Here is a 17,954-nt window from a genome sequence, read left to right on the forward strand (position 1 = left end):
TCCTTCCTGCTTACTTTGTAAAAAATTCTTTTTGACTTATTAAAGCTTCGTCCAGCGATTTTTGAATGTAGGATATACCTTCTATCGCATCGGAGGTAGCTGCTCGTTCGCCGATTTTAGGATCGGTAAAATCCACTTCTTCGACGCGCTCATTGATCCACCAGAGGTTGCCAAAAGGATCTAAAATCCTGCAAACTTTCTCACCAAACCACAATGTAGTAATATCAGTCACTGATTTTGCCCCAAATTCGAGCGCTTTTTGATAGGTGCTTTCAACATCATCCACATATAGATTCAGAAAACTTGGCGTTGGGGCCCAGCCTTCTCTTGCATCAAAAAGCATCACCCTGGCGTCTGCTATTTGGATTACTACGTGAATGATCACACCTGATTCATCCACAATCCTGCTATTGGGAATTTCCTCGGCTTCAAATGCTGCTGTTAAAAAGTCAATTAAACCAGCCGACGATGGCGATATGATCCATGGTGTTACCGCTGTGTAGTTATCAGGGACAACTTTGATTTGTTTGTCTTTCATGTTCTTTAATTTTATTGTTTACACAAAACTATTGCCGTCAACTGACAGCCTTATGTCAGGGGTACTAAAAAATACTACGATATTTTTCCAAATACTCCTGAAGACTGATCTTATGCGGCGTAAAGGTTTCGTCGCTGATTTCCATTTTCCTGATCCTATCAAAACGAAACAGCCTGAAATCCTGCCGGGTGCGGCACCAGGCAATGAGGTACCAGCTTTCACCCACGCGATTTATGACAGCAAAAGGTTCAATTTGACGGTTTGTAGTTTCGTCCTTAGAGGGCGAATAGTATTCAATCTTTACGATCCTGAAATTAGTTAAAGCTACTTGAACAGATGCCAAAATATCGCTGGCAATATCCTTATCCGGGCTTTCCTCAAATGCTAGCCGCTCGGAAAGTAGCAACAACTTATCCTTTGCACCACTCCGTAAAACGGATTTTATTTTTGTAATACCGTCAACATAACTTTTTGTAAGTGAAGAGTCCTTATTTAACAAAACCAGCTTCTCCGCGGTTATAAATGCATTCGCTTCCTGTTCTGTAAACATGACTGGCGGAAGCCGGTAACCTTCCATTAACGAATAACCCTTTCCTTCCGCGGTCATAATAGGCACTCCGGCTTCATCCAATGTTCTGATGTCGCGGTATACAGTCCTCACACTGACATTGAACTTTGCGGCAAGCTCCGTTGAAGTTACCAATCTCTTAGACTGTAACTGGGTCAATATAGCGATCAATCTGGAAAGCCTGGAAATATCTTTGTCTATCACAATTCTAATCGACTTATACTTAAACAAGACTAAATTTCAGTAATCTTGACAATAGCGCATAATCTGATGTTATATTTTCGGCAATAATAACCTCTTAATAAACGAATTTAATGAACTATTGAGGTCGGTATATACCTGACTATTAATTACATATAATAAAAATTACCCTTTCTTGTTAGCTCAGATGTACCACCTTTTTTGCAAACGCGGATAATTGACAAATGGGAGACAGAGCCACCGAAGCGTAACCACTGCTGGCCATGCAAAATCTAAGGGAATGTATAACCACTAAGATCCAAGCTTTTCAAGTTTGTATAAATGTATATTGCTAAGAGCTTTAACTACATCGATATCTTACATGTAGCATTTCCAACAACGCTGCTAATTGAGGTGCTGTTTCTTAAATTCAGCAGGCGTACTACCTGTCTGCTTTTTGAAAAGCCTGGTAAAATAAGGTGGATTTTCAAAGCCTAATTGATATGCTGTTCCGGCGATTGTGTTCTCAGTTCCCATCAACAGGTTTTTAGCCTCATCAATTAAAAAAATATGAATGTGCTCCAATGCTGTTTTTCCGGTTTCCTGTTTAAGCAGGTCGCTCAAATAGCGTGACGATATATTTAATTGCGACGAAACAGCGGTTACGGTCGGTAGCCCCTTCTTATTGAGTTGCCCCGTTTCAAAATAAGAAGCCAGGATCCGGTTAAATCTTGTAACGATTGGACCTGACATGTCCTTTCTGTTTATAAACTGACGCTTGTAAAAGCGCTGGACATACTTTAAAATTGAATCGATATGTGTGAGTATGATGTCTTTGCTAAACTCATCCGCATTGTTTTTGTACTCGAATGAAATTTTATCATACAACTCCCAGATAATCTTTTCCTCAGTGGGCGAAAGATGGAGCGCCTCATTGGTTTCATAGTCGAAAAAGCCGTATTGTTTTATTTCTTTGTGCAGGTTATGGCTCAGAAAATAATCCTCATGAATAAAAATTACAAAGGCATTTTCAGCCATGACCACACTGTTTATCTCCATCACCTGTCTGGGTTTTACAAACGACATGGACCCATTGTCGTGATCATATGGTGATTTCCCGTAAATAAAACTGCCCGAGGCAATTTTCTTGAGGGCAATCATATAGAAGTCACAAGTAAATTTACTCTGGCCGATCGAGCAGCTGTTTACATCACTGCAATGGATCAGGCTGATCATAGGATGTTCGGGCGGCATAAAATTGCTGTCCTGGTGAAGCTGTGAAATGGTCTTGTAATGTTTCATATCGCTTGTTTTAAGGAAATTACAGAATCCGGATTATGATTCAGATTCTGTAATTTCCCGAACCTTCAATTTAATTAATGACCGTGGGCTTTTGCTGATACTTCTTTCAGTGCTTCCCAGGAGGCCAGCTTTTCACCATAGGTGTATTGCGTCCATGGATAGGCCAATTTACCCAGCATCAACCTGAGGGGAGGGTTTTCAGCATCCACAATATACAGGATAGCTTCAACCGTAGCATTGGGATCACCAATATTCTCAGGCTTGATTCCCTCACCGGACCTAAAATCTGCTGTCACCTTTGCATACGCATCAATAGATTGGCTTTCGACCGCAGAAGATCCGAAAAATTCTGTTTTGAACGAATTCGGTTCAATCAGCGTGACGTGTATACCAAAATCTTTGACTTCTGCCAGTAACGCTTCGCTAAATCCTTCTACGGCAAATTTGGTTGCAGAGTATAACCCCATCGTTGGTAAGGTATTGATTCCCATCACACTTGAGAGCTGGATAAGATGTCCTTTGCCCTGTTCTCTGAAAATGGGAAGGATTGCCTGCGTGACCCAGAGCGTTCCAAATACATTCACTTCAAAGAGCGCTCTTGCCTCTTCTTCACTGTTTTCCTCAACAGCCCCAAATAAACAATATCCGGCGTTGTTGATGACTACATCTATAGTACCAAAATGTTCCTTGGCCAGGTTAACTGCTGTGATAACTTCTGCCTTGTTGGTGATATCAAGCTCGATCGGTAGCAGCGCAGTACCATACTGGTTTGAAAGGTACGCCAACTGCCCGATATCTCTTGATGTTGCAATCACATTGTCACCTCTTTCCAAAAACGCCTGGGCCCAGATCTTCCCAAATCCACGTGATGCACCGGTAATAAAGATTGTCCTTTTCATTATTTTTTTGTTTTAAATTGATAGGACAAAATTAGTGTGGCGGTACCTTCCTGGCTTTATACAGAAGTAGGATATGCTGATACGTTTTAACGTTCGAATCTGAAAGTGATGGACATATGCAGACTTTAGCCGAATTTATATAACCGGGTTTTCGATTGATATTATGAAACCGCAGCCATGTAGATCAAGAAATTTTTCTTCATCGGGCCTGATCAGTTCCAGATAAGGTTTAGCGTTGAAAACTTTTCCAATGGATTCCACTTCATCAAACCAAAGCTCTGTGATCCCATCATACTGCGGAGCCGGCAATCCCGGCATTGTTACATCCAGTGAATAGCATTGTACATAGCGCCGGACATTTTCTTTGACCTCCGCCAGAGAAGCGAACAATGGTGCATGATTGTTTTTGTGGTACCAGACGAAATCTTCGTGGATGATATTCTCATGCCTGCGAAGTAAAATAGTGAATTTGATCATGTTAAGGATGCTTATTTGATTTGTGTTTAAAATGAGGTTCTTAATACTTTATCTTCTCACGCATCACGTAAGAAGATATGGCTAATAACAAGCTTCTGGAAGGGGTAATGCTTGTTCCAAAAGCCATCAAACCGTTCAGCAGGCCGGGTGTTATATTTAATTTACCCGAAAGCATTCCCTCGTATCCTGCTTTGGCAACTTTGGCTGCATCAAGCTGGCTCCCCTGCGCGAAAGCAGAAGTTGCCATGCCTGCCCGGTCAACAAAACCGGTTTTGGTTACGCCCGGGCTGCTTTTGATTGTGTAATTGAACTCACTTCATTGGAAGAAGAATATTTTTTATCCCTACTGGAATACAAAAACATTAAACGAGGAGGACTTCTGCTAGAGGCAGGAAGAATTTCAAAAGTACTTAGCTTTGTCACTAAAGGTTGCCTTCGGACTTTTTCCACACAAGAAAATGGTATTGAACATATTCTGACATTTGCACCGGAAAATTGGTGGTGCTCAGATACCCTAAGTTTCAATACCAATGCGGCTGCGAATTATAGTATTGATGCATTGGAAGATACTGAAATGCTTCAAATCACACGGGATAAGATTGAAGTCCTTTATGAGAAGGTGCCCAAATTTGAAAGGTTTTTCCGCATACTTTTCCAAAATGGTTTTATCATGCAGCAACAGCGCATTAGCTCCGAATTGGAATTGACAGCTCATCAGAAATATCTAAAATTCGAGCAGCTCTACCCGGGTCTGGAAAAAAGAATCGCCCAAAACTACATTGCCTCTTACTTGGGCATCACGCCGGTTTTTTTGAGCATGCTGCGTAAAAGGAAGTAAGTATTTATTAAACTGGTTTAATTTCTGCCCGGATTTTAAACGGGTAATTTGTGATCAACAAATTATCTACAATATGGAAAATTCAGAAATTGAAGGCCTTATAATCGATCGCACGTCGATATACAAAAATATTCTGGATCCTAAATTTGGGCAATATCACGCCCTTGACCCAAGCGATATCCCTGTTTTAGCTTTGATGAAAGAGGCAGTTGCCGGTTTCAAAGACAACACAGGTCAGCCGGTAAACGAAGCGAGGCTCCTCTATGACCAGTTTATTGAACAAATAATCCCAGCTCCTGAAATATCTTATTTAGAAGAGCAGGTTGGTGGTGTAAATGGATGGTGGTGCTTGCCGGATAATGTTATCTTAGGGTCTGCAATCCTATATTTTTATGGTGGCGCCTATAACCTTGGTTCGGCTTTCTCTTATAGAAATTTTGTAAGCCACATTGCCAGGATTTCAAAAATACCCGTTTTTATTCCTCAATACAGGTTAGCTCCGGAAAATCCTTTTCCTGCTGCAGTGGAAGACGGACAATTTTGTTACAATGGGCTTCTGGAAAAAGGATACGACAAAATTTCAATCGTTGGAGATTCCGCAGGGGGCGGGCTGGCCTTAGTTACATTGGCATGGGCAACCCGTAATGCAGTCTTGGGGATATGTCTGAAACCTATATCAGCAGTCGCAATTTCTCCATGGACAGATCTTGGTTTTGAGTCCCCGAGTCTGAAATCAAACGGAGAAGTCGACATACTGCTTTCGGAAAAGTCGCTTAGAGGTAATGCTGAGCGTTATGTGAATAATGAAGACAGTAAAAATCCCCGGATTTCGCCAGTATATGGAAATCTTGATGGGTTACCACCAATACAGATACATGTCGGAGAAGCTGAAATTTTACTTGATGATTCTTTGAGATACGCCAATCAGGCTAGTAAATGTGGAGTAGAAACAGCTATTCATGTATGGGAAGGAATGCCACATGTTTTTCCCGCCAACGTCAATCAATTAGTTGCTGCGAAAGAAGCTTTGGCTTTAATGGGAGATTTTTTAATTAAAATGAATACCTAAGCTGCAACTTTAAAAACACAATTTATCAAATGATAATTATCTGGTACGGCCAATGGCCTTGCTTACACCAATCCGGAAAGAACATTGTACGATGTATATGACCTGGAAGCGTTGTTCCCACCCCTTACCGATGAGCGGGGCGTCATCTCCTTCGTCGAAGACCCGGATGGGTCGTGGTGGCTGGGCACATCTATACGGGGGCTGTTGCACTACGTACCAGCGACTAACCGGCTCGATGTCTATCGACTGCCCAACAAAACAAGTCAATACCCTTGGGGAATGCCTGTTACGGGTATAGAACAGCACGAGAATGAGCTGCTGATAGGATCCGCAAAAGCAATTTATCGATTTAATACACTGACGCACCAATTCAAGGCGATAGAGTTGCCCCCAGCGGCGAAGTTGGTTGAGCTTCGAACATTTCGGCTTGTTGGCAATCAGTATTGGGCTTTTGGTGATGGCAAACAGGCGTTCGGCTACGACCTGGCCCGACAGCAGTGGAAAACTTACCAAATTCGGTCGACAAGTACCGATCCTCGATTTCTGGTACGTCAAACCCTGCTCGACAGGCGAGGCAATTTCTGGCTGGACATTTTCCCCGAAGGATTTGCGCGGTTCTCTCAGCAGCGAAAAGAATTTATTGTTACCGATACTCACCAAGCTGATTATGAAATTACGCTAAATTCACTAACGGAAGACCGGGACGGCTCCTTTTTGATGGCAACAGATATGAGTGGGTTGGTAACCTACGACCCGGTGCGCCGTCAGGATACAGTCCGGGGCGAAAACGACGCCATGACAATGAGTCAAAGCACGGCTGCCCGACCCGACCGCTTCGGTAATACATGGGTGGCTAACCAGAATTTGATTTCGGTGATCAAAGCGGGCGAAAAAAAACAGGTTCTCAACTTTCGGCTACCGATCAACGAGTACACGACTATGTATAGCACATGGCTGTTTCCGATGCGGAATGGCCACTTGTTGTCAGCTCAAAAAGGTCACCTCGTCGAGTTTAAGCCCGAAAATCTGCAACCTGTCCGCCGACCTGAACCTGTACTGCTCAACCGGATTCGGCTGAATGATACCACCCTGATGCTGCACGGCCGAATGTCCCCCATCCGGCTAAAATCCGACGATAACTCATTTATGATCGAGTTTAGTATGCTGGCGGTTTCGGTCAATCAACAGTACCGGTACAAACTGGAAGGCTACGACGATGACTGGAAAGAGTCAGGTAACCAAACCAACGCTGTTTACACCAAATTACCTGGTGGGGATTATATTTTCAGGGTTGAAGCCATAGCGGGCGACTTGAGGAGCCGGGAAACCGCACTGGGCATTCACGTTGCTACGGCTTTTTACAACACCCGCTGGTTTAAAGCCCTGCTAATGGCTATCTCCCTGGTTTTACTGTACAGCTTATATCGGTATCGACTCCGGCAATCGGCAAGGTTGCATCACTTTCAAATCCAGATGACAAGGCTCGAACGCGACAAGGCCGAAATCCAGTATCACAACCTGATCAATCACCTCAATCCTCACTTCCTGTTCAACAGCCTGACCTCACTGAATAGCCTCATTCTTACCCAACCCAAAGAAGCTTCAACATTTCTGCGGAAACTGTCAGTGATTTACCGTTATATTCTGCAAAACAAAGACTCGGAACTCGTCAGCCTTGAGGCCGAGCTTGCGTTTGCCCAAAATTACGTCGACCTGCAAACCACCCGGTTCGGCGACGGTCTGCGCATCAGCATCGATGTCAACCCCGATTCATTGACTCGCCAGATTGTCCCCGTAACCCTGCAAAATCTACTCGAGAATGCCATCAAGCACAACATCGTCAGCGACGACTCTCCCCTAACTATTCTGATTTATGCTAAAAATGATACGCTTTTCGTGCAAAATAACTTGCAGCGGAAGAGCTTCGTTGAGACGTCCAACAAGCAGGGATTGAACAGCCTAAAATCGCTGTACCGTTACCTAAGCCCCAGCCAGGTCAGCGTGGATGAAACGGCTACTGAGTTCAGGGTTTCGGTGCCGCTGCTTTGATTCGCTAATGCCAGAGACGGTTCAACTTTAAGGCAATTTTCATGGTTACCAAAAATAACGTCTTTCATCTGAAATTACTTTTTCCATTAGCAACTTCCGGAAAGCTCCTTTCGGCACTTTATATTCCATCTCGAGTCTCCATGACAAGGATGCTTTAGCTGGATCTCTTGCAGTGTCACTCGATTCGATTTGGACACGACTCAGATACAAATAACTACGATTCATCCAGTTAAATTTTCAAACAGGAAAGCACGGCCATACTTTCGAAGAAGCTCTCAGAGTGGTGCTAACGAAGACAATTGATACAGATAAACACCTTCTAACAGTAAACTAGAAGATCTTCAATGCAACAATAATTCATGTAGCATTGATTATTGTTGCGACTGATGTGAAGCCGATGTCTACGTTTGCGGTTGAGAATCTATTTTCCAGTACTTAAATTTTTCATTTTTAAACAATCCCTTTTATGACCAGAAATCTATTGCACATCTGCCTTTTTTTGATGGCATTTTCAATCATCACCTTATCGTGCGTTGACCACGACATTCCGAGTGAAGATCCTGTTATCGAAACTGGTAATGCGAGCGGGGTCAGTGTTCCCGGAGGTATTGACATGAACTTTCGGGTCAGCTTCAAAAATCTTGGCAGCGGCAAAGTGATTACACAATATGGTATCGCATACATTCCATATACCACTGATCTTCCAAAGGATGACATAACTTTCGATAACCCGGAAGCTATTTTCGAAGCATTCACCGCGCCAGCAATCCTCGGCGAACTGACACACTCACAAGCTAACTTTCCACACAAAGGCGCGATCTACTATCGGGCTTATGCCTCAGTCAATGACCAATACATTGTGTATGGTGAAAAGAAATCTTACATTCTACCTCAATAATTGAACACAAAGAAGTCTGTCAGAATTGAGCTGCTTGTCTATACTGACAGACTTCTTTTGGTACTATTCTGGCACCTGTTGATCCTTAAATTGTAATCGAATTTTATGTCGCATTTCCTGGTATTTTAAAGTGTGCCGCTATTACCATGAAAGTTTCAATAACAATCTCCTTCCTGCTAATTATCACACTTCCTTCCTGCAATCAAACGGGCGTCAAAGTTCCGTTCGGCCCACTGGATGGGCAGGCTGCCAATATGCAGAAAATAGTTGCTTTGCCAGTCCCACTGATTGGGGACTGGCAAAGCAAACCAGCCGGGAACATACCGCGCCTATGCAAAACTACGAGATGGAACGGTAATTTGTGGCACAGGAAAGAAAATTGAAATTTTAAAGATTAGTTGAAATCAAATACATACCTCAGATTCGTTCAGTGAATTCGAAAAGTTAGAAACTTTCCGGAGGCGTTGGACGATTTTTTCACTTATTTCGAGGTTGGCATTCTGCCCATTTTGAATTCCAAATCGCCCTTACTTTTTCGTGCTTCTTGTGCTTGATAGCTGTGATGCGTAATGCACACCGCATTGCTCACGACTTTAAAATCGAACCCTGGAATTAACCGGGGGAAGAACTATTGCAAAATAGTTTGATCTTAGTGAGACCTCTTTTTGCAACGAAGAGTTCAGCATGAATCGTGTGTATCTACAACATACGACCATTTCCCTTTGTCCTTAATGATGTTTTCAACATTACAGTTTAAGGTAGCCAATCACACTTAACCAAACTTTAATTGATTCTAACTAGCTCCAAACGCTGATTTATCGATTCCATCTATTTTTCATTTTAACCACCGTTTCCGCGTACGCTAACGAAACGACAAATAAGAGAAAGAGCCCCAGGCAGAAACTTAATGCTAGCCATGCAAAATCTGAGAAGCATATACATCTCCAAGAGACAAAACCTTTTCTAGTTTATACGGATAGATCTAGCTAAGAGCTTTGATTGGATCGATAGCTTACATGTATTGTTTCCGACAACCGAGATCCATCTAGTTGTCCCGATCAGGCAGGATTGTTTAAACCTACGTTCTATGAGACCAAGAAAACGGTCTTTTTTAGATGTCATTTTTCACCTGCATTAAAAATAATGAAGAACGCTCATTGCTGCTGAACAACTAGTAATCAAAAGTCAGCTTGTTACGTTCTTTTAATTAAGCCTCTATCAGCTCAAAATAACTTGGATATGTATGAGTTATTGAGAGAACACAAACCACTGCATGTTATCTTTTAATAAATGGCTACCCGAGTTACTAAAATCCATTCTGGAACCTCATCTTTGTTTCTTCCACTGACCTCGGAAGAAGTTTGTACAACATTTCCACTGCTTCAGCTTGAACCTGCTCGATAAATGGATGTAGTCCGTTGTTATATTCGTTAAACGAAAGTTCATGGTCTCCATGGTATTTTTCAAAAGCATCTGCGAGTGCAGTAGCACCTATTATGGCCAATGAGCCACCCATACCTGCTGCTGGTGAAGCGCAATAACCTGCGTCCCCAACCAATGCCACCCGCCCTTTTGTCCACGACGGCATTTTTACTTGGCAGAATTTGTCGAAATAAAAGGCAACTATATAGGAGTTGGGACAAGCCGCTGGTGTGATTTTTATGTTTATATTTGAAACGATCAACATTTGATATCCATGAATAAAAACGGGGAAATCATCATTATAGAAGACGACGAGGATGACCAGGAAATGCTGGAAGAAGTATTTAATAAGCTAAACCACCCCAATAAAAGGGTATACTTTATCGACGGAGAGGCTGCACTAGAATATTTACGCAAGCCAAATTCGCATCCGTTCATTATCCTTTCTGATATAAATTTGCCGAAACTGGACGGACTTAAATTAAAGGAAAAACTACAAACAGATGCTGAATTAAGTTTAAAGTGCATTCCTTATCTGTTCTTTTCGACTGCTGTCAACCAGCAAGTTGTTATTGACGCTTATAGTAACTCCGCTCAGGGGTTTTTCATTAAAGCTACCTCAATCGAAGAGTTGACCGATAGCATAACCATTATAATGAACTACTGGAAGAAGTGCGCTGCTCCAAATAATTTTAAGTAGACTTTTTTAGTAGCAGAGGTTTCAGAGAGGCTAAATGCCTCTTTTTTTGTGAGCAGCATAGAGGTAATTTATACCTCATAGAAATACTTCGTGGAAAACTAAGATATGTGTAGAAATACCCTGTAGAATACAGCAAATAAGAACTACAACAAACAGAATAAAGAAAATAAAGAGAAAAATATTCTATTTAATTTTGTGTTTTGTCTTTGACGTTAAATCAAAAACTATTAATATTGCTACACAATAGAAAAGCTCGCATCCAACCGACCAAAGCTAGAGCGAGCAAATTCTGAAGAAAGAAAAATACTGGGGCCATTTGTGGTACAAAACGGAGCGACTTGAGACCCTTCCGTGTGGGTTCGATTCCCACTGGTTCCACCATTTTTTCTTGAGTGCAAAGGTATAATGCAATAATCATTATTCCAAATGATATGGACATAAAAACTGCTGTTGACACGATTACGGGCTTACAGGCTGCCAAAGATCAAATAGATGAGGAGATTCAAGATCTGATAGCAAAGCGACAGGATTTTGATTCAAGTATATCTTGGTTCATGCGATTTATTGAGACGCATAAGAAAAATCAGCTTCACGAATTTGGAGAAGCCGTCAAGAGAGCGAATGGTGATTTCGGAGTTAAAGTGCCCGCACAGGAGGTTGAAACCGAAGGGTTTCCGATGAAGGCGGACAGGAAAAAGCAGATTATATGGACTTTAAAAGAGATAGGTCGGTTTGTTAAATTAAAATACCTGGGCGATGAAGTAAAAGACAATCTTAACGCTCATGATCTAAAATCCGAAACTTTTCTTAGAACTCCTGTCAACGCAATGCTGGAAGAGGGAGGCCTTGTTTCGGTCAGATACAATAAGAGCTGGAAGAAGGTTTTTTACGGATTGCCTGAGTGGCTGGGAACCTTAGATAATGGAGAAAAATATATTTTAGAAGAATTTGAACCATCTCCTGATGAAACAGGATACGGTTACGATACAATCGAGTTTGAATACGAGCCTAGGAAATTTAACAAAGAGAAGGAGAAGGAAGAGGCTGCTAGTAATGAGATTGACGAAGATAATGAGGAAGACGATGAAGAAACACCTCCCAGTGCAAATGTCATTAATTGGGACGAAGACGATCTTCCATTCTAAAAAATAAAAAGCACCTGTTGAAGCAGGCGCTTTTAAGATATTGTTGCTGAGTAATGTTCGAGATTATTCAGCGGTAATCGGCGATGTTCCCGGCCGATCAACTTGGGTTCGTAACCTTGATGCTCTAAGTCCAATGATTAGAAGAACAAGCACAAGTGTCACTGTTGTAAGACGTATCGTTCCGGTACGTGTCACAGTTACGCGAAGAATTACTATCCGGATAAAACGGTAGTTGAATCGCCCGGGAGCCGCTGGGAGGGCGGTGACCCGGTTAATTTATTTCTGATAAAATAGGCCTTAAGCCAAAAGTGGGGTCGCCACCCCGCTTGTTTATCGAAATCCTGCGAGATTCGAAAACATATCCGGTCTCACTTGTATCAAACATGGTCGGCTGGTTTCATTTCCGGTCGGCCTATTTGCATTGTTACACAAATCTAAACTATAAAGCTGTGGGTACCAAATTTATATAAATAAACGTGTAAAAATTTTTGTAAATAAATCAGTAATTTCTTGTCCCATTAAGTTATTAATTTGTATATTTGTACAGGTTTAACGGACAAGCAAAAATGACTTCTCAATTCAACAGTTTACTACAAGTTCTGGACTTCTTCAAGGATGAAGAAACCTGCAAAAACTACTTAGCTGATAAGCGTTGGAATGGTGGTGCTCCCGTTTGCCCACATTGTGGACACACTCACGTGTACACTACAACACGCGGCTACAAATGCGCTAATAAAGAGTGCTACAAAAAGTTCACTGTTATCAGCGGCACAATCTTCGAAAACACTAAGATCGGTCTTCGTACTTGGTTCGCTGCAATGTACCTATGTACTGCGCACAAAAAAGGAATTTCATCATTACAATTAAGCCGTGACCTTAACATCACACAAAAAACTGCTTGGTTTGTATTACACCGTATCCGTGAAATGCTGACTGAAAATGCACCTGAATTGTTAGAAGGAACTGTTGAGGTTGACGAAACTTATGTTGGTGGCAAAAACAAAAACCGTCACGCTAACAAGAAAACCAAAGAAGGAGAAAGAGACAAAACGCCGGTTGTAGGTGTTTTAGAAAGAGACGGCAACGTTAGCACTTACGTCGTTGACGAAACGACTGGTGAAGTTCTTCAAGGCATTATGCGGGCAAAAGTAAGCACGTCAGCTACTTTGATCACTGACGCTTATAAATCATACGCTGGATTGGCAAGGGATTACAAACACGTTACAGTGAAGCACTCAGAGGGTAATTATGTTACTGATAAGGTTTTCCATACCAATAACATTGAAAACTTTTGGAGCATCCTTAAAAGAGGTATTATCGGTATCTATCACAACGTTAGTCCAAAACACTTACATAGATATTGTAATGAGTTCGGTTTCCGTTATAATAGCAGAAAAATCAAAGACACTACGCGCTTTGAACTGTCGGTAGGACGCGCAGACGGTAAGAGACTTAGATATACAGACCTTATAAAGAAATAAGCTATGGCAAAAGAAAAGGAGCCGAAGAAACGAGCGGACAAGTACGAAACGAAGGTTGCCGTAAAGGGAACCTTTGAAGATATGATTGCCGCTGCGATAAAGCCGAAAAAGAAAGACTATCCTAAGAAAGACGCGCTGCCGTGAAGCATTCTCGAATTGGAGATTTTCGATACATATCCAAAATATTCCCTTACTTCTTAGGGCTGATCGCTGTCATACTGATAACCAGTGTCTTGCTCGAAAACCTTCCAATTGATCAAAAATTAAGACTTTCGGGGTCTTACATTTTGGGAATGTCCGGCATTTATGTAGTATACCGCTTGATTAAGTATGCCTTTGATGAATAGATATGACTGACGCGATATTGAAGTTACTCAGGCTGTACATCGACCTCCCGGAAGATGAAAAGCTAGGATTCCTTAAAGAACTGCGAAAGCTTGAAGCAATGGATATTGAGGTGAAGAAGGACTATGAAAGAATACTGAAATCCCTTTAAATAATTCATATCTACCGACTACCCATCGCTTTTGCATCCAATTGGCTTATGACGTAGTTACGCCGGAAAAAGGCTATGGCACTACATGGGTATCAATTCATCAGGGAGATCGATAAGTTCAAACTCGACTCATACAATGCTCACCTTGGGTGGATCTCACCATATATAACAACCATTAAAATCTATTCATGCCCAAAATCAACGCTCTTCTATCTGTATGATGAAGTTCAGGACAGATTGTTTGAATTTTCAGCAGACGACCCTAAAATATTGAAATCGGCGGAAGAATACAATAAGGTTCTGCATGCTTACCGTATGACTTATAGCCCTTAAAAATTTTCTAGCAAAGAGTACATTTTACTAATTATTATCTAATTTCACACGAAACGATACTACAATGCCAGAAGCAACGATAATCTACAAATATAAATTTAGCGAAAATTACAACCCCGTATACGCTAATGGTGCTCACGGGGGGGTTGCTCCTCAAGGAGAGATAATGCTAAACTTTTTTTTAGAAAGGCAATCCATTCCTAAAAAGCAAACATTTGAAATTAAAGACAATCAGCTAGGAAACGAAATCGCGGAGAAAGCAGAGCCTCATGATTTTAGGAATAGTTTTATTAGGTATATTGAAACAGGAGTTGTTTTAAACCTAAAAACTGCCCGCGATGTTAAAGACTTTTTAGAGCAACAAATTAATCTTTTAGAGGGGCTAAGCAAAAATGAGCAATCCAATAATCCTTCTTGAACAGAGAGATAGCCAGACCTCAAAAAATGTAAAATTTGGGTCTAAAAGCCTTCCGTACGTTAATACGCGCCCTACAATTATATTTTTTACTGGGGATTCAATAAGACAACAAACGCAAAGAGCTTCAAAATATGTAGGCGAAGCTTTGCAAAATCAAGGAACCACCAGTAAGTACAACTACACAATACCTACCAGAAAAACCGGAATGAACCTTTTGAAACTTAATGAGTATAAAGGATACCAACGTGGATGGAATGGCTATGACGGACTTCCTTTTTCGGGAAAACTAATTGATGCTGCTAAGAATATTCTTTTTAAAGTTTCCTACTCTCCTCATATCTCTCCAACTGGAAGAGGATCTATCCAATTTGACTATTCTAGCGGCGAAAATTTGATGGAGGTAGAAATATTTGAAGATCGAATTGAGGTGCTGGAAGTAATAGGAGACAATGAAAGAGAGTATATAACCCAACCTGATCAGTTAAGTAATCATATAGACCAATTCTATGCCGCCCAATGAGTTCTTAGAGGAAGAATCTTTTTTTAGAGGTGTTCACAGCCATCAATTTGATCATGAAGCAGGAAGGTTAACATCGGCAGCATTTAAAGACTCGCAAGGGGCTTCTGTTGATAGGAACTGGACACGGACTGATAAGGAATGTGTAGATAAATTACTGGAGAAAAAAGACTTTCCTATAATTGTTAAAGTTTCCTATACATCAATAACGGATTGCAACTGTTTACCCGTTTATTGCCCTATCGAAGAAAATGAGTTTCACAGCGAAATTCACAGCGAAGAGGGCGTTCCAACTTTAACAAAAAGCAAAGCAAGGTGCCTTAGTACAAGTGCAGAAATAGTTTACAATAAAGTAGTATAACCCCCAACCCGGTACTGACCGTGCCCTAGGAGTCCTGAACTAGATGAAGGAACTATTAGGAGGTTGACCCGCTCTTTGATTTAAAGGTGCCTGTCCCGACCATGAGAAGGTCTAAGCGTATTGACGCTAAGGGATTTTTACCTTCTTCCAAAAGCTCACTTTTAGGGCATTCGCCCGTTGTTGCCTTCTTGTCCCAAGTAGTATATAGTTGCCAAATAAAAGGATCTGGCGTTTAACAGCTCTTTTTGAAGTTCTGCGGACCGCCAGCCCATCCCAAAAAACTGTTCCGAGATTATTTTTGTATGTTGCTGCTGATTACGAAAATCATAGGTTATTTCCTTCTCGGGCCGGAATGTAAAAACGATGTCGGTTTTGTTATTATAGGCATTAAGCATAATGCCCTTATTTGGCTCGGCATATAGTTGCAGGGTAGAATCTGGTATCAGGTATTTGTCTATGATGGCAATAGAAAAGCACTGTCCCAAAAAATGACGCTGAGAGAACCTCATCCCCAAAGTGTATTTCTCGGACAACAGAATGGATCCCGTCACAACCCAGTACCAGTCCATATTTGTTTTTAGTACCCGCTTTGAATGGAACTTCTACATGGTCCCTTTCTTCTTATAAAGCTGTAATGCTGGTATTAAAAATAAAGCTCACCTTATTTTTAGGACTTCAAACAACATGTTAAGCAGAACATCCCTTTCTATTTCAAACTCGTTGTCCGGTAATTCTTCACCTGGTTTTTTTATTAGAACGGTAGGCTCGGTAAAGTCTTCTGCATTTTAAATTCCCACCTCTCCAAACTTATTCTATTGGCTTTTATCTGCTGGAAGAGCCCCATCCGTTTAACGATATCAACGGTTTGGTCCTTAATGTCAGCAGGTGTACCACCCATTTTAAGCCCACTGCCTATTTCCACCACAGTTACCTTATAGCCCATTTCTACCATCCAAAAGGCAGAAGTGAGCCCTGCAAAACTTGCACCTGATATCAATACATTTTTATTCTTTACCGGTTCCATGATTGACTATTACTATTGTTGAATTAGTGTTTGCCCAAGAGACAGGTTTTCATCGTCGATCACATTTCGTTTCAACCATTCGGCATAAGAAACACCATCGGCAGTACATTTGTGATAAAATTCATTAGTTGTGATGGTGTGCTGCGTGGCGTGTTTTTTAGGATCATAGCCCCAGTTGGTTATGAAAAAGTTATAGTCAATATCTGAATTGCTAAGTCGGGTCATGGACGCCTTGGTGTTGGCCGTCCACTGATCTATGAAATCATTGGAACCTGTTGACTGGTGGTTAAGAACTGCACCAAACTTTGTAAAAACATCATCGTAAAGAGTATTGCTATGCAAATATTTGATCTGCCTTTTTACCGAATCTACCCGATGAATGAGCGCATCTTCAAAAATATCCTTCCCAATCTTAAAGCCCAGATTTTTCTGGCTTTGACTGTTCCAGACAGTATCCAAAATGTCTTTCCATCTGCCAGAAGTAAGCATAGCTGCATCACATAATGAATAAATCTTTTTATCCGCATAATGGTCTGCAACCAATGGCGTATAAAAAGCAGAAGCAAAGGCGCCTGTACTTTCACCCAACACCAATATTTTGTCTGTATCCCTAAAATTGCCAAATACCCAATCTAATGCCGCTAAACTGTTTTTCCGTCCATTGTGATGAATCTCTATCTTTTTGCCATTGTAAGTGTAGGTATTTTTAATGTCCCCAATGTGCATGTCGCCTGTACAATAGGGAACAAAAACAATGTTCCAGTCACGAAAAGCATTTTTAGGGTCTTTATCATCTCCAATTCCACCCATTGCCTTAGGGTAGAACCATTGCAGCTTTGGAAAATAGAACGATTTCAGGCTCCTTGAATTTCCGCCCAAAGCGCTCATCAAGGTAATCGGTCTGCTGGCGCTGTAACCATCCCAACAGGCACCACCTCCTGCAAAGTAAATCATCAGATTTTTTGATGAGCCCTTTCTTATGTAGATTTCATAGGCCGAACCATCACTGCACATCGTGCCGCCTTTCATTGGCACAGAATGCCAATTACCATCTTTAATGTCTTCGATCCTTACAACTTCGCCAGGGTGTGCAAACTTTATGAAGTAAAAATAAAGAAACCCAAGAACCGCAGCAGCCACAACCACCAACGCTGCCCATTCAACTATCAGCCAAAACAATTCCATATCCTTTATATTTTATCCAGCAACAAAACTACAGGGATAAATGGGGATCAGGAA

At 41.5% G+C, this 17,954-nt stretch carries 24 protein-coding genes; 14 read left to right on the forward strand and 10 right to left on the reverse strand.

The window, feature by feature from the left end:
• Positions 1-10: 10 nt before the first annotated feature.
• The 6 genes from MUK70_RS10850 to MUK70_RS10875 form a co-directional block, all read right to left on the reverse strand.
• On the reverse strand, positions 11-538 hold the full coding sequence (locus MUK70_RS10850) for a VOC family protein (RefSeq protein WP_234658570.1): 528 nt from the start codon (positions 536-538) through the stop codon (positions 11-13).
• Positions 539-602: 64 nt separating this feature from the next.
• Positions 603-1,310 (reverse strand): helix-turn-helix transcriptional regulator, encoded by a 708-nt coding sequence (locus MUK70_RS10855; protein ID WP_234658571.1) that lies wholly within the window; start codon positions 1,308-1,310, stop codon positions 603-605.
• A 381-nt stretch (positions 1,311-1,691) separates the two neighbouring features.
• Complete coding sequence (locus MUK70_RS10860) at positions 1,692-2,588, reverse strand: helix-turn-helix domain-containing protein (RefSeq protein ID WP_234658572.1); 897 nt, start codon at positions 2,586-2,588, stop codon at positions 1,692-1,694.
• Between the two features lie 74 nt (positions 2,589-2,662).
• Complete coding sequence (locus MUK70_RS10865) at positions 2,663-3,487, reverse strand: SDR family NAD(P)-dependent oxidoreductase (protein WP_234658573.1); 825 nt, start codon at positions 3,485-3,487, stop codon at positions 2,663-2,665.
• A gap of 135 nt (positions 3,488-3,622) precedes the next feature.
• Positions 3,623-3,964, reverse strand: coding sequence for an EthD domain-containing protein (locus tag MUK70_RS10870; protein WP_234658575.1), 342 nt, complete (start codon positions 3,962-3,964; stop codon positions 3,623-3,625).
• Positions 3,965-4,004: 40 nt separating this feature from the next.
• A complete protein-coding gene (locus MUK70_RS10875) occupies positions 4,005-4,211 on the reverse strand; it encodes a hypothetical protein (RefSeq protein ID WP_234658577.1) in 207 nt (68 codons plus the stop codon).
• A gap of 72 nt (positions 4,212-4,283) precedes the next feature.
• Here MUK70_RS10875 and MUK70_RS10880 point away from each other — a divergent pair, with 72 nt between their 5' ends.
• The 5 genes from MUK70_RS10880 to MUK70_RS10900 all read left to right on the forward strand — a co-directional run bounded on the left by MUK70_RS10880 (position 4,284) and on the right by MUK70_RS10900 (position 9,201).
• Positions 4,284-4,802 (forward strand): Crp/Fnr family transcriptional regulator, encoded by a 519-nt coding sequence (locus MUK70_RS10880; RefSeq protein WP_234658579.1) that lies wholly within the window; start codon positions 4,284-4,286, stop codon positions 4,800-4,802.
• Between the two features lie 73 nt (positions 4,803-4,875).
• Positions 4,876-5,871, forward strand: coding sequence for an alpha/beta hydrolase (locus MUK70_RS10885; protein ID WP_234658580.1), 996 nt, complete (start codon positions 4,876-4,878; stop codon positions 5,869-5,871).
• An 84-nt stretch (positions 5,872-5,955) separates the two neighbouring features.
• A complete protein-coding gene (locus MUK70_RS10890) occupies positions 5,956-7,920 on the forward strand; it encodes a sensor histidine kinase (RefSeq protein WP_234658581.1) in 1,965 nt (654 codons plus the stop codon).
• A 466-nt stretch (positions 7,921-8,386) separates the two neighbouring features.
• Positions 8,387-8,818 carry a hypothetical protein gene (locus MUK70_RS10895; RefSeq protein WP_234658582.1) on the forward strand — a complete coding sequence of 144 codons (432 nt, stop codon included), beginning with the start codon at positions 8,387-8,389 and terminating at the stop codon, positions 8,816-8,818.
• Between the two features lie 146 nt (positions 8,819-8,964).
• Entirely contained in the window at positions 8,965-9,201 is a 237-nt protein-coding gene (locus tag MUK70_RS10900) for a hypothetical protein (RefSeq protein WP_234658583.1), read from the forward strand.
• Positions 9,202-10,124: 923 nt separating this feature from the next.
• Here MUK70_RS10900 and MUK70_RS10905 read toward each other — a convergent pair.
• Positions 10,125-10,505 carry an FAD-dependent monooxygenase gene (locus MUK70_RS10905; protein ID WP_234658584.1) on the reverse strand — a complete coding sequence of 127 codons (381 nt, stop codon included), beginning with the start codon at positions 10,503-10,505 and terminating at the stop codon, positions 10,125-10,127.
• 9 nt (positions 10,506-10,514) lie between these two features.
• On the opposite strand from MUK70_RS10905, the gene MUK70_RS10910 reads away from it, so the two are divergent.
• The 9 genes from MUK70_RS10910 (at position 10,515) to MUK70_RS10950 (ending at position 15,691) form a co-directional block, all read left to right on the forward strand.
• On the forward strand, positions 10,515-10,940 hold the full coding sequence (locus tag MUK70_RS10910; protein ID WP_234658585.1) for a response regulator: 426 nt from the start codon (positions 10,515-10,517) through the stop codon (positions 10,938-10,940).
• A gap of 431 nt (positions 10,941-11,371) precedes the next feature.
• On the forward strand, positions 11,372-12,085 hold the full coding sequence (locus MUK70_RS10915; RefSeq protein ID WP_234658586.1) for a hypothetical protein: 714 nt from the start codon (positions 11,372-11,374) through the stop codon (positions 12,083-12,085).
• A gap of 566 nt (positions 12,086-12,651) precedes the next feature.
• On the forward strand, positions 12,652-13,566 hold the full coding sequence (locus MUK70_RS10920) for an IS1595 family transposase (RefSeq protein WP_234658587.1): 915 nt from the start codon (positions 12,652-12,654) through the stop codon (positions 13,564-13,566).
• A 3-nt stretch (positions 13,567-13,569) separates the two neighbouring features.
• Positions 13,570-13,710 carry a hypothetical protein gene (locus MUK70_RS10925; RefSeq protein ID WP_234658588.1) on the forward strand — a complete coding sequence of 47 codons (141 nt, stop codon included), beginning with the start codon at positions 13,570-13,572 and terminating at the stop codon, positions 13,708-13,710.
• 205 nt (positions 13,711-13,915) lie between these two features.
• A complete protein-coding gene (locus MUK70_RS10930; RefSeq protein ID WP_234658590.1) occupies positions 13,916-14,062 on the forward strand; it encodes a hypothetical protein in 147 nt (48 codons plus the stop codon).
• Positions 14,063-14,137: 75 nt separating this feature from the next.
• On the forward strand, positions 14,138-14,395 hold the full coding sequence (locus MUK70_RS10935; protein WP_234658592.1) for a hypothetical protein: 258 nt from the start codon (positions 14,138-14,140) through the stop codon (positions 14,393-14,395).
• A gap of 64 nt (positions 14,396-14,459) precedes the next feature.
• Positions 14,460-14,813, forward strand: a complete 354-nt coding sequence (locus MUK70_RS10940; protein WP_234658594.1) for a hypothetical protein — start codon at positions 14,460-14,462, stop codon at positions 14,811-14,813.
• On the forward strand, positions 14,788-15,333 hold the full coding sequence (locus MUK70_RS10945; protein WP_234658596.1) for a hypothetical protein: 546 nt from the start codon (positions 14,788-14,790) through the stop codon (positions 15,331-15,333). Before MUK70_RS10940 ends, MUK70_RS10945 begins: the two co-directional genes overlap by 26 nt.
• Positions 15,320-15,691 (forward strand): hypothetical protein, encoded by a 372-nt coding sequence (locus tag MUK70_RS10950; RefSeq protein ID WP_234658597.1) that lies wholly within the window; start codon positions 15,320-15,322, stop codon positions 15,689-15,691. Before MUK70_RS10945 ends, MUK70_RS10950 begins: the two co-directional genes overlap by 14 nt.
• A gap of 161 nt (positions 15,692-15,852) precedes the next feature.
• Here MUK70_RS10950 and MUK70_RS10955 read toward each other — a convergent pair whose 3' ends face one another.
• From MUK70_RS10955 to MUK70_RS10965, 3 genes are all read right to left on the reverse strand, one after another.
• Entirely contained in the window at positions 15,853-16,260 is a 408-nt protein-coding gene (locus MUK70_RS10955; protein ID WP_234658598.1) for a hypothetical protein, read from the reverse strand.
• A 182-nt stretch (positions 16,261-16,442) separates the two neighbouring features.
• Positions 16,443-16,715: a hypothetical protein gene (locus MUK70_RS10960; RefSeq protein ID WP_234658599.1), complete on the reverse strand. Its 273-nt coding sequence runs from the start codon at positions 16,713-16,715 to the stop codon at positions 16,443-16,445.
• Between the two features lie 12 nt (positions 16,716-16,727).
• The gene (locus MUK70_RS10965; RefSeq protein WP_234658600.1) at positions 16,728-17,900 is read right to left on the reverse strand and encodes a pectin acetylesterase-family hydrolase; all 1,173 of its coding nucleotides are present in this window, start codon (positions 17,898-17,900) and stop codon (positions 16,728-16,730) included.
• Between the last annotated feature and the right edge of the window lie 54 nt (positions 17,901-17,954).

Origin of the sequence: Dyadobacter chenwenxiniae (genome assembly GCF_022869785.1) — a bacterium.
Classification (GTDB): Bacteria; Bacteroidota; Bacteroidia; order Cytophagales; family Spirosomataceae; genus Dyadobacter; species Dyadobacter chenwenxiniae.